Source organism: Pseudomonas sp. 8BK (assembly GCF_902506475.1).
Lineage (GTDB): Bacteria > Pseudomonadota > Gammaproteobacteria > Pseudomonadales > Pseudomonadaceae > Aquipseudomonas > Aquipseudomonas anguilliseptica.
Genome location: NZ_LR733252.1, coordinates 3,476,553 through 3,490,712, shown reverse-complemented (window position 1 = coordinate 3,490,712; position 14,160 = coordinate 3,476,553). Strand labels below are relative to the sequence as shown.

Sequence of the window (14,160 nt, the reverse complement as noted above, 5' to 3'; positions counted from 1 at the left end):
CAAGCGTGAGCCAATTCTTCCAGATTCATCCGGAAAACCCGCAAGCGCGCCTGATCAAGCAGGCCGTGGAGATCATCCGCAGCGGCGGCGTGGTGATCTATCCGACTGACTCCTCCTATGCCGTGGGCTGCCACATCGGCGACAAGAGCGCGGTAGAGCGTATTCGCCGCCTGCGCCAACTGGAAGACAAACACAATTTCACCTTGGTATGCCGCGACTTGTCACAGCTCAGCACCTTTGCCAAGGTCGATACCGCCGCCTTCCGGCTGCTCAAGAGTCACACGCCGGGACCTTACACCTTTATCCTCAACGCCACTCGTGAGGTGCCGCGCATGCTGCTGCATGCCAAGCGTCGCACCATTGGCCTGCGCGTGCCCAGTCATCCGATCGCCATGGCCTTGCTGGCCGAGCTGGATGAGCCGTTGATGAGCGTGACCTTGATTCTGCCGGGTGACACGCTGCCGATGAGCGACCCTTACGAGATGCGTCAGATCCTTGAACATCAGGTCGATCTGATCATCGATGGCGGTTTCGGCGGGCTGGAGGCTTCCACCGTGGTCAGCCTGACCGACGATGAGCCCGAGGTGATTCGGGTGGGTTGCGGTGATCCGTCGCCTTTTACGGATGACCTTTGAGTCTGGCTATATATAATCGGGCTCTTTCGATTATTCAGGTAATCCGTTTTGAGTCTTGTTGACGCTGAACGCCGCGTGCTGTCTGGCATGCGCCCGAGTGGTCTGCTGCACCTGGGGCACTATCAGGGCGTGCTGAAGAACTGGGTGAAGCTGCAACACACCTATGAATGCTTCTTCTGCATCGTTGATTTACATGCACTGACCACTGATTACGACGATGTCGGCCCGCTGTCCCAGCGCGTCATGGACATGGCGGTGGACTGGCTGGCTGCCGGGGTCAGCCCCAGCTCGGCGACGCTGTTTATTCAGTCGCAAGTCCCTGAACACGCTGAATTGCACCTGCTGCTGTCGATGATCTGTCCGCTCAGCTGGCTGGAGCGCGTCCCGTCTTATAAAGAACAGCAGGAGCAGCTGCACGGCAAGGATCTGAGCACCTTCGGTTTTCTTGGTTATCCCTTGCTGCAGGCGGCGGACATTCTGCTGTACCGCGCCGGTGTGGTGCCGGTCGGCAGCGACCAGCTGGCGCATATCGAGTTTGCCCGGGATGTGGCGCGGCGCTTCAACCACTTGTATGGCCGTGAGCCAGGCTTTGAGGAAAAGGCCGAGGCGGCGATCATCAAGCTGGGCAAGAAAACCGCGACGCTCTACAACAACCTGCGCAGGGCCTATCAGGAGCAGGGTGACGCTGAAGCGCTGGAAACCGCGCGGGCACTGCTCAAGGACCAGCAGAGCATTACCCTGGGGGACAAGGAACGCCTCTACGGTTATCTGGAAGGCGGCGGCAAGATTCTGCTGATCGAGCCGCAGGCCATGCTCGGCGAGTCGCCCAAACTGCTCGGGCTCGACGGCGGCAAGATGTCCAAATCAAATAACAATGCGATTTTCCTGCGTGACAGCGGTTCGGCGATCGAGGAGAAGATCCGCCGCATGCCGACTGATCCGGCGCGGGTGCATCGTGATGATCCGGGCAGCCCGGGGAATTGCCCGGTATGGTCGTTGCATCAGCTGTATTCCAGCAATGCAACCTGCGACTGGGCACAGCAAGGCTGTCGCAGCGCCGGCATCGGCTGTCTGGAGTGCAAGGCACCCTTGGTCGAGGCGCTGCAGCAGGAACTGCAACCGCTGCAGGCGCGTGCTGCGGATTATCAGGACAATCCTGATCTGGTCCGGCAGATTCTCGCCGATGGCGCCGAGCGCGCGCGCTCTGAAGCGCGGGAAACCTTGAGTGAAGTGCGCCTGGCCCTCGGCCTGAATTACCGCTGAACCTAACGCTGAATCTAATTTCGAGAGTGACCATGTCCAGCGTGCCAGCCCAGGAACACCCCGATAGCCATCCCCAGGATCAGGCTAATGCACAGCAGGAGCTGCCATTTGCGCTGGTGTATGGCCAGGCTGTCACCGAAATGCCGCTGGATCTGTATATCCCGCCGGATGCCCTGGAAGTGTTTCTCGAAGCCTTCGAAGGCCCCCTGGACCTGCTGCTGTACCTGATTCGCAAGCAGAACATCGACGTGCTGGACATCCCGGTGGCGGAAATCACCCGCCAGTACATGGGCTATGTCGAACTGATGCAGTCGGTGCGTCTGGAGCTGGCGGCCGAGTACCTGGTGATGGCGGCCATGCTCGCCGAAATCAAGTCACGCATGCTGCTGCCACGCTCCAGTGAAGCAGAAGCCGAGGAAGACGACCCGCGTGCCGAGCTGATCCGCCGCTTGCAGGAGTACGAGCGTTACAAGGCTGCAGCGGAAGGAATCGATGGCCTTAGCCGGGTTGGCCGTGATGTCACGGTGCCGCGTCTGGACGCACCCGAAGCGCGGGCACGCAAGCTGCTGCCGGATGTCAGTCTGGAAGAAGTGCTGCTGTCGATGGCTGAGGTTCTGCGCCGCGCCGATATGTTTGAAAGCCACCAGGTCACCCGTGAGGCGCTGTCGACCCGTGAGCGCATGAGCGAAGTGCTCGAACGCCTCAAGGGTGGCGCGTTTGTGCCATTTGTCAGCCTGTTCAGTCCTGAAGAAGGCAAACTCGGCGTGGTGGTGACCTTTATGGCGGTGCTGGAGTTGATCAAGGAATCCCTGGTTGAACTGGTGCAGAATGAGGCCTTTGGGCCAATCCATGTGCGTGCGCGGGCTGAATAAGCATGAACCTTAACGAACCTCGTGAGCTGGCCAGCCTGCTCGAAGCTTTTCTGCTGGCCTCCGGCAAGCCGCAATCGCTGGAGCGTCTGTTCGAGCTATTTGAAGAGGCCGAGCGGCCGGAGCCGGTGGTGTTCAAGAAGGCGTTGGCGCACCTGGGCAAGTCCTGTGAAGGGCGCGCCTTCGAGCTTATCGAGGTGGCGTCCGGTTACCGCCTGCAAGTGCGCGAGAAATTTGCGCCTTGGGTGGGTCGCCTATGGGAGGAGCGCCCGCAACGCTATTCGCGCGCCATGCTGGAAACCCTGGCGCTGATTGCCTATCGCCAGCCGATTACCCGTGGCGAGATCGAAGATGTGCGCGGTGTGGCGGTCAACAGTCATATCGTCAAAACCCTGCTGGAGCGCGAGTGGATTCGTGTGGTCGGTTATCGCGATGTGCCGGGCAAGCCGGCGATGTTCGCCACCACCAAGGCTTTTCTCGATCATTTCAACCTGAAAAGCCTCGACGAATTACCGCCGCTGGCCGCCCTGCGCGAGCTGGAACCTGAGCCGGCCTTGGCGTTTGAAGAGGATCTGGAGGCGCCGCAGAGCCTGCAAGCACGTGCCGATCTGGCCCTGGCCGATGAGCTCGCTGTGGAAACGAGCGAAGAAACCAGCTTCAGCAGCCTGCTGGCTGAACTCGATTCGATGGAGCAGGGTCTGAAGACCGACTTCGACGATTTGCCCGAACAGGACGATGAGCGTGGCGATGCCGATGAGCCTCACGCAACCCTGGATAAAGAACAACTGCCTGACTAAAGAGCAGGTCGCATCAGTTAAGGCGCCAGTGCAGTGAAAGATCCCTGCATCAAACTGTGCAAGTTCGAGCGCGATATCTGCCTGGGTTGTGGGCGTAGCAAGATCGAGATCAAGGGCTGGAAGAAGCTCGACAAGGCTGCGCGGCGTGCCGTGCTGGCTGAAGCCGATATGCGTTTGCTGAGTTTGGCGACCATCGGTCGGCGCAAAGGCTGACGGCCACCGATCAGGCGGCTAGCCTCAACCCGTGCGTCTGCGCCGCGTTTCGCGTATGCTCCGCGCCCCTTTGACGAATAGGCTTGGCCTGATCGTCCTAATCACTAAAGAAAACACCGGGAGGTGCCCAGATGAGTGAAATCGAAGAATACAGCCCAGCAGGCGAAAAACTGCAGAAAGTCATGGCACGCATGGGCCTGGCTTCACGCCGTGAAATCGAAGCCTGGATTACCGCCGGCCGCGTCAAGGTCAATGGCGCAGTCGCCAGTCTCGGCGTACGCGTTGACCTGCACGATGCGATTGCCGTCGATGGCAAGGTGATCCGCCGCGAAGAAGCCGCCGAAAGCGTGCGCCGCGTGATCATCTACAACAAACCCGAAGGCGAGATCTGCACCCGTGACGACCCGGAAGGCCGTCCGACTGTGTTCGACCGTCTGCCACGGCCGAAAGATGGCCGCTGGATCAATATCGGCCGCCTCGACATCAACACCACCGGTTTGCTGATGTTCACCACCGACGGTGAGCTGGCCAACCGCCTGATGCACCCGTCCTACCAGATGGACCGTGAGTACGCGGTGCGTGTGCGTGGCGAAGTCGACGAAGAGATGATCGAACGCCTGAAAGCCGGCGTGATGCTTGAGGACGGTCCGGCCAAGTTCACCGACATCAAGGAAGCACCGGGTGGCGAAGGCTTCAACCACTGGTATCACTGTGTGGTAATGGAAGGCCGTAACCGCGAAGTGCGCCGGTTATGGGAATCCCAGGGCCTGGTGGTCAGCCGTCTGAAGCGCGTGCGTTTCGGCCCGGTGTTTATCACCTCGGACCTGACCATGGGCCGCTGGCGCGAAATGAGCCAACGTGAAGTGGATATCCTCAGCGAAGAAGTCGGTCTCAAGCCGGTGGCCTTGCCGGATATGAAAGAGAAGACTCGCGACAAGCTCGACCGCCTGCAACGCAAGTCGGCCAAACCGGTGGGTCGTGCGGCGCGTCCGGAACGTACCTTGCGTCCAGCGCACGGTGCTCCGGCAACCGCGGGTGATCAGGGCCGTTCGCGCCCGGCCCGGGGTGAGGGTGCTGAGCGTCCGGTACGTACTCCACGTGCGCCGCGTGCCGACCAAGGCAAAGGCACGCCGGTCGCCGAACGCCCGAGTGACGTCAACAAGAAGCGTCCGGCCAAGCCGGGTGCGCAGCGTCCAAGTGTTGAGCTGACTGAGCGTCCGTCGCGCAAGCCGGCCGGTGCGCCAGTCAAGCGCCGCAGCCAGCCGACCCGCGACGGTCAGCGTCCAGGTTTCGGTCACGGTCCTAAGCCGGAGTAATCCACTGCAGTGGATATGAAAAAGGCGACCCTCGGGTCGCCTTTTTATTGTCTGCGTTGGCGTTAGCCAGCCATCGACAGGCGGTTGCGGCCATCGCGCTTGGACACGTACAGCGCGTTGTCGGCGCGGCGCAGCAGGCTTTCCATCGACTCGCCCGGCAGCAGGCTGGCGCAGCCGAGGCTGACCGACAGCTCGATGGCACGGTTTTCCACCAGGTACTGGATGCCGAGAACTGCCATGCGCAGACGCTCGCCAACCATTGAGGCTGATTCGCGGCTGGTGTTGGAGAGCAACACCATAAATTCTTCACCGCCGAAGCGAAATACCATGTCGACATTGCGCAGGCTGTCTTTCAGCGCGCTGGCGACGGCTTTGAGCGCCTGATCGCCGATCAGGTGACCGTGGGTGTCGTTGATGCGTTTGAAGTGATCGATGTCGACCATCAGCACTGACAATGGCTGCAGGGTGCGCCGAGCGATGTCCACTTCGCGCTTGAGCGTTTGCTGCATGGCGATACGGTTACCGGTCTCGGTCAGCGGGTCGCGCAATGCGCTTTGCACGGCTGCGCGGTAGAGCAGGGCGTTGCGCAGAGGGAACAGCAGGCTGGCGAGCAGCGATTCGAGCTGGCCCAGCTCATCCTCACTGAAGCGCTGGTTGCGGCGGAACGTCAGCTCACCGAGGAATTCACCATCGTGATTCAAGCGGTAGCCGGCCGAGTGATTGCCGCGCTCGCCCAGCTCCAGGCGCAGGTCGCAGGAGGCCAGTTGGTAGCTCAGGGCACTGAGTGGCACCAGACGCTGCACTTCGCTGTAGAACAGCTCAAGAATGCGTTCGGCTTCCAGCGAGGTCTGCAGGCGCAGGTTCAGTTGTTGACGCAGTTGCGCCAGGCTGACCGGCTTGAGATTTTTCTGCAGACGACCGGCATAGCCGAGACGCTGCAATTTGGCAGCGTCGAAATCGATGGTGTTGGACTGGTTGTGCGGGGCCATGAAGCTCTACCTCTAGCGCTATACGCGACGATAGCTGGGCTAGAGCGAATTCCGTGCCAATCTTAAAATCACTAGAAAAGTGCTTTTAATTCATTGGCTTACTGTTTCTCTTGGGCTGCTTGCGGCAAAGTTTTGCCGGTTAACTGGCGGGGTTGCTGGCAATCTGATGCCAGCTGATTCGGCTGCCGCCGGAAAACCGGCGGTAGCTGTGTTGGCTTACTGTGCGTCAAATGCCTGACCGTTGACGCCCTTACTGTCTGGGCCCATCAGGTACAAGTAGGCCGGCATGATCGCTTCAGGCAGCGGGTTGTTCTGCGGGTTTTCCCCCGGGTAGGCCTGGGCGCGCATATCGGTGCGGGTGGCGCCCGGGTTGACACTGTTGGCGCGTACGCTGGCGATACCATCGATTTCATCGGCGAGCACCTGCATCAGGCCTTCGGTGGCGAACTTCGATACCGCATAGGCGCCCCAGTACGCGCGGCCCTTGCGGCCGACGCTGCTGGATGTGAATACCACCGAGGCGTCCGCCGAGAGTTTGAGCAGCGGCAGCAGGGTGCTGGTGAGCATAAACATGGCGTTGACGTTGACCTGCATCACGCGCATGAAATTATCGCCGGACAGCTGTTCCAGCGGTGTGCGTGGGCCGATGATCGAAGCGTTGTGCAGCAGGCCGTCGAGTTTGCCGAACTCAGTTTCGATCATCGCTGCCAGTTCGTCGTACTGATGCGGCAGGGCGGTTTCCAGGTTGAACGGGATGACTGCGGCCTGCGGATGGCCGGCGGCTTCGATGGCGTCGTACACCCGGCTGAGATTTTCTTCGGTCTTGCCCAGCAGCAGTACTGTGGCGCCGTGGGCGGCGAAGGTCTTGGCGGCGGTTGCGCCAATGCCACGGCCGGCACCGGTCACCAGAATCACGCGGCCCTTGAGCAGGTCGGGGCGGGCGGAATAGTCATGCATGGGTAAAGCCTCATTAATTCAAAAACGGATGGCGTCAGTGCGCGTCTGGCGAGCAGGCTTCAGCAGCTACACAGGGCTCGTTCGAGTACGGTGCGCAGTTCCAGCGGATGGTCCGCCACCACATCGGCGCCCCAGTTGCGTGGGTTGTCCTGCGGGTGGATATAGCCGTAGGTGACGGCGGCGGTCTTGCAGCCGGCGGCGCGGCCGGCTTCGATATCGCGCTCGTCATCGCCGATAAACAGGGTTGCGGCGGGCTCCACGCCCATCTTCGCGCAGGCCAGCAGGATCATTTCCGGGTCGGGCTTGCTGCGGCTGACGTGATCCGGGCAGACCAACACCGCCGAGCGCTGCGCCAGGCCAAGTTGCTGCATGATCGGCTCGGCATAGCGTACTGGCTTGTTGGTTGCTACGCCCCAGATCAGCTTGGCTTGTTCAATATCTTCGAGCAGCTCATGCATGCCATCGAATGGTCGGGTCAGCACCGCGCAGTGGCTTTGATAGCGTTCGAGAAACTCCAGGCGCAGGGCTTCGAAGTCTGCGGACTCGGGGTCCATGGCGAAGTTGGCGGCGACCATGGCGCGCGCACCGCCGGAAACCTGATCACGGATCAGCTTGTCGGCAATAGGCGGCAGGCCGCGCTCGGCGCGCATGGCCTGGCTGATGGCGATAAAGTCCGGCGCGCTGTCGAGCAGGGTGCCGTCCATATCGAATAAAACCGCGCGCAAGCGCATCAGGCCTCCTTGAGGGTCTGGATCATGTAGTTGACGTCGACATCGGCTTCCAGCTTGTAGCGTTTGCTCAGCGGGTTGTAGGTCAGGCCGATGATGTCCTTGACCTGCAGGCCCGCCTCGCGGCTCCAGGCGCCCAGCTCGGACGGACGGATGAACTTCTTGAAGTCATGGGTGCCGCGCGGCAGTAGTCGCATCAGGTATTCGGCGCCGATGATGGCGAACAGGTAGGCCTTGGGGTTGCGGTTGATGGTGGAGAAGAACACCTGGCCGCCAGGCTTGACCATGCGGTAGCAAGCGCGGATCACCGAGGCTGGATCGGGAACGTGTTCGAGCATTTCCAGGCAGGTGACCACGTCGAACTGGCCGGGCATTTCCTCGGCCAGGGCTTCGGCAGTGATCTGCCGGTACTCGACGCTGACACCCGACTCCAGCTGGTGCAGCTGGGCTACCGCCAGCGGCGCTTCACCCATGTCGATGCCGGTCACGCTGGCGCCGCGCTGGGCCATGGATTCGCTGAGAATGCCGCCGCCGCAGCCAACGTCGAGCACCTTCTTGCCGGCCAGGCCAGCGCGTTCGTCGATCCAGTTGACGCGCAGCGGGTTGATGTCATGCAGCGGCTTGAATTCGCTTTCTCGGTCCCACCAGCGATGGGCGAGGGCTTCGAATTTGGCGATTTCGGCGTGGTCGACGTTGCTCATATAAATCCCTGGATTAGGCTGCGGCGAGAGGCTCATGTTGCCAGTTTCGCCGGGTGGGTTGGACGCCTGTTGTGCGTCCAATGTATGTCAGTTTGTCGCAGTGCCCGGATTCTCTGGGCTGGCAGTCATTTGTCGGCAATCTTCGCGCCCCAGGCGCGGGCGTTGGCGATGATCCGTTGTTCGTCTAGGCGCGTCAGTTGACCACCGTCGAGCAATTGTTTGCCGCCAACCCACAGGTGTTCCACGCAGGTGCGACCGCCGGCGTAGATCAGCTGCGAAACTGGGTCATAAACCGGTTGCTGGGCCAGGCCGGAGAGGTTAAATACGGCGATATCCGCCGCTTTACCCAGTTCCAGCGAGCCGATCTGCTCATCCAGGCCCAGAGCGCGGGCACCGTTCAGAGTGGCCATGCGCAGTGAGCGGTGGGCATCCAGGGCGGTAGCTGAGCCGGCAACAGCCTTGGCCAGCAGGGCGGCGGTGCGGGTTTCGCCGAGCAGGTCGAGATCATTGTTGCTCGCCGCGCCATCGGTGCCGATGGCGACGTTGACTCCGGCCTGCCAGAGCTTCTCCACTGGGCAGAAGCCGCTGGCCAGCTTGAGGTTGGATTCCGGGCAATGGATCACGCTGCTGTTGCTTTCCACCAGCAGGGCCAGGTCTTCATCACTGATTTGGGTCATGTGCACGGCCTGGAAGCGCGGGCCGAGCAGATCGAGGCGCGCTAGGCGGGCCAGTGGCCGTTCACCGTGCTGTTCCAGGCTCTGCTGCACTTCAAAAGCGGTTTCGTGTACATGCATATGAATGCCGGCGTCCAGCTCCTCGGCGAGCATGCGGATGTTCTCCAGCTTGTCGTCGCTCACCGTGTAAGGTGCGTGCGGGCCGAAGGCGACGCTCAGGCGCGGGTGGTGCTTGAGGTCGTCGAACAGCGCCAGGCCCTTGCGCAACGATTCGTCTGCGTCGCGCGCCCCGGGAATCGGGAAATCCAGTACGGGAATGGTGATCTGCGCGCGGATACCGCTGCTGTGCACCCGCTGGCTGGCGGTTTCTGGGAAGAAATACATGTCGGAGAAACAGGTGATGCCGCCCTTGAGCTGTTCGGCGATGGCCAGCTCGGTGCCATCCTGGACAAACTGCTCGTCGACCCACTTGGCCTCGGCCGGCCAGATGTGCTTCTCCAGCCAGGTCATCAGTGGCAGATCATCGGCCAGGCCGCGGAACAGGGTCATTGCCGCATGCCCGTGGGCGTTGACCAGACCCGGCGTGAGCAACCGGCCAGGTAGTTCAAGCACTTGCAGGGCCGCGTGGTTGAGCGCTTCGGTGCGCGGCGCGATCAGAGCGATGCGTCCGTCACGAATGCCCAGGCCGTGCTCCTGCAGCACCACGCCAGCCGGTTCGACCGGGACCAGCCAGGTGGGCAGGAGCAGGAGGTCGAGCGGGGCATGGGACATGGGGTGTGCTTCCGGCAGTCAGTAAAGTGGCGAGTTTATAGGGGAACGCCCTAGGCTTGAAGCTGCATGCAGCTGATCTGGCGCGATGTGCGATGTGCGATGTGCTGTGCGTATAATGGCCGGCTTTTTCCGGCGGAGGTGTGTCATGCGCGAGCAATTGCTAGCGGCAGAGAAGGTCAGGGCCATCGAGTGGCGTGACGGCGCTCTGCACCTGCTCGATCAGCGCGCGCTGCCTTTCGAGGAAACCTGGCTGAGCTACCACTCGGCGGCGGATGTCGCCGAGGCGATCCGTAGCATGGTGGTGCGCGGCGCGCCGGCCATCGGCATCAGCGCTGCCTATGCAGTTGTCCTGGCTGCGCGTGCTCGTCTGCAGGAAGGCGGCGACTGGCGTGTGGCACTGCAGGCGGATTTCGACCTGCTGGCGGCGTCGCGGCCGACGGCGGTCAATCTGTTCTGGGCGCTTGATCGCATGCGTGATCGGCTCGCACGGCTGAAAGGTCATGGTGATCCGCTGGCGCTTCTTGAAGCCGAAGCCATCGGCATCCATCAGAGTGACCGCGAAGCCAACCTGACCATGGCCCAGCTGGGCGTCGATCTGATCCGCAAGCACCAAGGCAATCAGCAAAACCTGCTGACCCATTGCAATGCCGGCGCTCTGGCCACGGGCGGCTTCGGTACGGCGCTGGGGGTGATTCGCGCGGCCTTCCATGATGGTTTGCTTGAGCGGGTCTATGCGGACGAAACCCGCCCCTGGCTGCAGGGCTCGCGTCTGACGGCCTGGGAGTTGGCAGCTGACGGCATTCCGGTGACTGTAAATGTCGATTCGGCGGCCGCGCACTTGATGAAGACCCGTGGCATCACCTGGGTCATAGTCGGGGCGGATCGTATTGCCGCCAATGGCGATGTGGCGAACAAGGTCGGCACCTATCAGTTGGCGGTGAATGCCATGCACCACGGTGTGCGCTTTATGGTGGTGGCGCCCAGCTCGACCATCGATATGGCCATGGAGCACGGTGACGACATCGTGCTGGAGGAGCGTGACCCCAGTGAGCTGCTCGAGCTGGGCGGCCAGCGCATTGCTGGCGCGATCGAGGCGCTCAATCCGGTATTCGATGTGACCCCGGCGGACCTGATCGACTTTATCGTCACCGAGAAGGGCGTGGTTGATCGCCCGGATGCGGAAAAAATGGCGCAATTGATGTGCCGCAAGCGTCTGCATTGAGTTTTTCAGCGAGTACGCCTCCCTGGTCGGCCGACTGCGGCTGGGGATAGGTGCGCCGCGGTGATTGTGGTAAGCTCCGGCGGTTTTCGGGGGTGCCCGTTATGGGCCTCTTACCTGCGCAGATACATGGCATAACTTATTGATTTGTCGTGAGTCGCTATGAGCCTCAAGGCACGGCGACAGACTCCACACCACTCAGGACGAGCGGCGCGGAGTTTCACCAGAAAAAGGAACAAGGCTACTCATGGGCGAACTGGCCAAAGAAATCCTCCCGGTCAATATTGAAGACGAACTCAAGCAGTCCTACCTCGATTATGCGATGAGCGTAATTGTTGGGCGTGCGCTGCCGGATGCACGTGATGGCTTGAAGCCCGTGCACCGCCGTGTGCTGTTTGCCATGAGTGAGCTGGGCAACGACTGGAACAAGGCATACAAGAAGTCCGCCCGTGTGGTCGGTGACGTCATCGGTAAGTACCACCCACACGGTGATACCGCGGTGTACGACACCATCGTCCGCATGGCGCAGCCATTCTCCCTGCGTTACCTGCTGGTCGACGGTCAAGGTAACTTCGGTTCGGTGGACGGCGATAACGCCGCCGCCATGCGATACACCGAAGTGCGCATGACCAAGCTGGCCCATGAGCTGCTGGCTGACCTGCACAAAGAAACCGTGGATTGGGTGCCGAACTACGACGGCACCGAAATGATCCCGGCAGTTATGCCGACCAAGATCCCCAACCTGTTGGTCAACGGCTCCAGCGGTATCGCCGTGGGCATGGCCACCAATATTCCGCCGCACAACCTCACCGAAGTGATCAACGGTTGTCTGGCGCTGATCGACAACGGCGAGCTGACTGTCGATGAGCTGATGCAATACATCCCCGGTCCGGACTTCCCGACTGCGGCGATCATCAACGGTCGCGCTGGCATCATCGAGGCCTACCGCACTGGCCGTGGGCGCATCTATATGCGTGCTCGCGCCATCATTGAAGACATCGACAAGGTCGGTGGCCGTCAGCAGATCATCGTCAGCGAGCTTCCGTACCAACTGAACAAGGCGCGTCTGATCGAAAAGATCGCCGAACTGGTTAAAGAGAAGAAGCTCGAAGGCATCACCGAGCTGCGCGATGAGTCCGACAAGGACGGTATGCGCATCGTTATCGAGCTGCGCCGTGGTGAAGTGCCGGAAGTGGTGCTCAACAACCTCTACGCCCAGACCCAGATGCAGAGCGTGTTTGGCATCAACGTGGTGGCACTGATCGACGGCCAGCCGAAGGTCCTTAACCTCAAGGACATGCTCGAAGCCTTTATCCTGCACCGCCGTGAAGTGGTTACCCGGCGCACGGTGTTCGAGCTGCGCAAGGCCCGTGAGCGTGGCCATATCCTTGAAGGCCAGGCGGTTGCCCTGTCCAATATCGACCCGGTAATCGCCCTGATCAAGGCCTCGCCGACCCCGGCTGAAGCCAAGCAGGCGCTGATCTCGACTGCCTGGGAATCGACTGCCGTGGAGGCGATGGTCGAACGCGCCGGTGCCGACTCCTGCCGCCCTGAAGATCTGGAGCCGCAATACGGCCTGCGTGACGGTAAATACTACCTGTCGCCGGAGCAGGCCCAGGCCATCCTCGAGCTGCGTCTGCACCGCTTGACTGGTCTTGAGCATGAAAAATTGCTGGCCGAATACCAGGAAATTCTCACCCAAATCGGCGAGCTGATCCGCATCCTCACCAGCGCCACGCGCCTGATGGAAGTGATCCGTGAGGAGCTGGAAGCGGTCAAGGCCGAGTTCGGCGATGCACGCCGCACCGAGATTCTCGACAACCGTCTGGACCTCAGCCTGGCTGACCTGATCACCGAAGAAGAACGTGTAGTCACCATCTCCCACAGTGGTTATGCCAAGAGCCAGCCGCTGCATGCCTACCAGGCGCAGCGTCGTGGCGGCAAGGGCAAGTCGGCTAGTGGCGTGAAGGACGAGGACTACATCGAGCATCTGCTGGTCGCCAACAGCCACGCTACGCTGTTGCTGTTCTCCAGCAAGGGCAAGGTGTACTGGCTGAAGACCTACGAAATTCCGGAAGCCTCGCGCGCCGCCCGTGGTCGTCCACTGGTCAACCTGTTGCCGCTGGACGAAGGCGAACGTATTACCGCCATGCTGCAGGTTGATCTGGAAGCCCTGCGTCAGCAGGCGCCAGAAGGCGACGAGCCTGACGATATCGAAGGCGTAGTGGTCGAGGCAGAGGAAGTTGAAGATCTGGCCGAAGGCGATGACGCCGACGACGAAACTCCGGATGAGCCGACCGGTGCCTACATCTTTATGGCCACGGCCAAAGGCACCGTGAAGAAAACCCCGCTGGTGCAGTTCAGCCGTCCACGCAGCTCGGGCCTGATCGCCCTCAAGCTGGACGAAGATGACACCCTGATCTCGGCGGCCATCACTAATGGTGCGTGCGAAGTGATGATGTTCTCCGACGGCGGCAAGGTGATCCGCTTCAAGGAAAGCAAGGTCCGCACCATGGGCCGTACGGCTCGCGGTGTACGTGGCATGCGTCTACCGGAAGGTCAGGAAATCATTTCCATGCTGATTCCTGAAACCGACGCACAGATTCTCACCGCTTCCGAGCGTGGCTACGGCAAGCGCACCGCGATGGCCGAATTCCCGCGTCGCGGTCGTGGCGGCCAGGGCGTGATTGCCATGGTCAGCAACGAGCGTAACGGCAAGCTGGTCGGTGCGGTGCAGGTGCTTGAAGGCGAGGAAATCATGCTGATTTCCGACCAGGGCACATTGGTGCGTACCCGCGTCAGCGAAGTCTCCAGCCTCGGTCGTAACACCCAGGGCGTGACCCTGATCAAGCTGGCCAAGGATGAAACCCTGGTTGGCCTTGAGCGTGTGCAGGAGCCTTCGGCGGAAGACGACGAAGAGCTGCTGGAAGGCGAAGAAGGCTTTGACGGCGCAGTTGCGGATGCAGACGATGCACCTGAGGTTGCTGACGAAAGCCCGATCAGCGAAGAGTGATCTGTCGGGGCGAGT

General features: G+C 61.2%; 13 protein-coding genes. 8 read left to right on the top strand and 5 right to left on the bottom strand.

Going from position 1 to position 14,160, the window contains the following annotated elements; all coding sequences use genetic code 11:
- Nucleotides 1-5 precede the first annotated feature (5 nt).
- The 6 genes from ACIN8IBEIGE_RS16295 (at nt 6) to rluB (ending at nt 5,093) form a co-directional block, all read left to right on the top strand.
- The gene (locus ACIN8IBEIGE_RS16295) at nt 6-635 is read left to right on the top strand and encodes an L-threonylcarbamoyladenylate synthase (protein WP_160015572.1); all 630 of its coding nucleotides are present in this window, start codon (nt 6-8) and stop codon (nt 633-635) included.
- 48 nt (nt 636-683) lie between these two features.
- Nucleotides 684-1,898: a tryptophan--tRNA ligase gene (locus ACIN8IBEIGE_RS16290; RefSeq protein WP_090387507.1), complete on the top strand. Its 1,215-nt coding sequence runs from the start codon at nt 684-686 to the stop codon at nt 1,896-1,898.
- A gap of 173 nt (nt 1,899-2,071) precedes the next feature.
- A complete protein-coding gene (locus tag ACIN8IBEIGE_RS16285) occupies nt 2,072-2,770 on the top strand; it encodes a ScpA family protein (RefSeq protein WP_178124398.1) in 699 nt (232 codons plus the stop codon).
- A gap of 2 nt (nt 2,771-2,772) precedes the next feature.
- On the top strand, nt 2,773-3,564 hold the full coding sequence (gene scpB, locus ACIN8IBEIGE_RS16280) for an SMC-Scp complex subunit ScpB (RefSeq protein ID WP_160015570.1): 792 nt from the start codon (nt 2,773-2,775) through the stop codon (nt 3,562-3,564).
- 33 nt (nt 3,565-3,597) lie between these two features.
- On the top strand, nt 3,598-3,777 hold the full coding sequence (locus ACIN8IBEIGE_RS16275) for a DUF1289 domain-containing protein (protein ID WP_160015569.1): 180 nt from the start codon (nt 3,598-3,600) through the stop codon (nt 3,775-3,777).
- Nucleotides 3,778-3,908: 131 nt separating this feature from the next.
- The gene (rluB, locus tag ACIN8IBEIGE_RS16270; RefSeq protein ID WP_160015568.1) at nt 3,909-5,093 is read left to right on the top strand and encodes a 23S rRNA pseudouridine(2605) synthase RluB; all 1,185 of its coding nucleotides are present in this window, start codon (nt 3,909-3,911) and stop codon (nt 5,091-5,093) included.
- Nucleotides 5,094-5,155: 62 nt separating this feature from the next.
- Here the strand turns inward: rluB and ACIN8IBEIGE_RS16265 are convergent, their stop codons facing one another.
- From ACIN8IBEIGE_RS16265 to ACIN8IBEIGE_RS16245, 5 genes are all read right to left on the bottom strand, one after another.
- The gene (locus ACIN8IBEIGE_RS16265) at nt 5,156-6,082 is read right to left on the bottom strand and encodes a GGDEF domain-containing protein (protein WP_160015567.1); all 927 of its coding nucleotides are present in this window, start codon (nt 6,080-6,082) and stop codon (nt 5,156-5,158) included.
- Nucleotides 6,083-6,298: 216 nt separating this feature from the next.
- Nucleotides 6,299-7,039 carry a YciK family oxidoreductase gene (locus ACIN8IBEIGE_RS16260; protein ID WP_160015566.1) on the bottom strand — a complete coding sequence of 247 codons (741 nt, stop codon included), beginning with the start codon at nt 7,037-7,039 and terminating at the stop codon, nt 6,299-6,301.
- Nucleotides 7,040-7,098: 59 nt separating this feature from the next.
- Nucleotides 7,099-7,770: an N-acetylmuramic acid 6-phosphate phosphatase MupP gene (gene mupP, locus ACIN8IBEIGE_RS16255; protein ID WP_160015565.1), complete on the bottom strand. Its 672-nt coding sequence runs from the start codon at nt 7,768-7,770 to the stop codon at nt 7,099-7,101.
- The gene (gene ubiG / locus ACIN8IBEIGE_RS16250) at nt 7,770-8,468 is read right to left on the bottom strand and encodes a bifunctional 2-polyprenyl-6-hydroxyphenol methylase/3-demethylubiquinol 3-O-methyltransferase UbiG (protein ID WP_160015564.1); all 699 of its coding nucleotides are present in this window, start codon (nt 8,466-8,468) and stop codon (nt 7,770-7,772) included. Before ubiG ends, mupP begins: the two co-directional genes overlap by 1 nt.
- Before the next feature lie 125 nt (nt 8,469-8,593).
- Entirely contained in the window at nt 8,594-9,913 is a 1,320-nt protein-coding gene (locus ACIN8IBEIGE_RS16245) for a TRZ/ATZ family hydrolase (protein ID WP_160015563.1), read from the bottom strand.
- A gap of 145 nt (nt 9,914-10,058) precedes the next feature.
- Here ACIN8IBEIGE_RS16245 and mtnA point away from each other — a divergent pair, with 145 nt between their 5' ends.
- Nucleotides 10,059-11,135, top strand: coding sequence for an S-methyl-5-thioribose-1-phosphate isomerase (gene mtnA / locus ACIN8IBEIGE_RS16240; RefSeq protein ID WP_160015562.1), 1,077 nt, complete (start codon nt 10,059-10,061; stop codon nt 11,133-11,135).
- 244 nt (nt 11,136-11,379) lie between these two features.
- Nucleotides 11,380-14,145 carry a DNA gyrase subunit A gene (gene gyrA, locus ACIN8IBEIGE_RS16235; protein ID WP_160015561.1) on the top strand — a complete coding sequence of 922 codons (2,766 nt, stop codon included), beginning with the start codon at nt 11,380-11,382 and terminating at the stop codon, nt 14,143-14,145.
- Nucleotides 14,146-14,160: the final 15 nt, after the last annotated feature.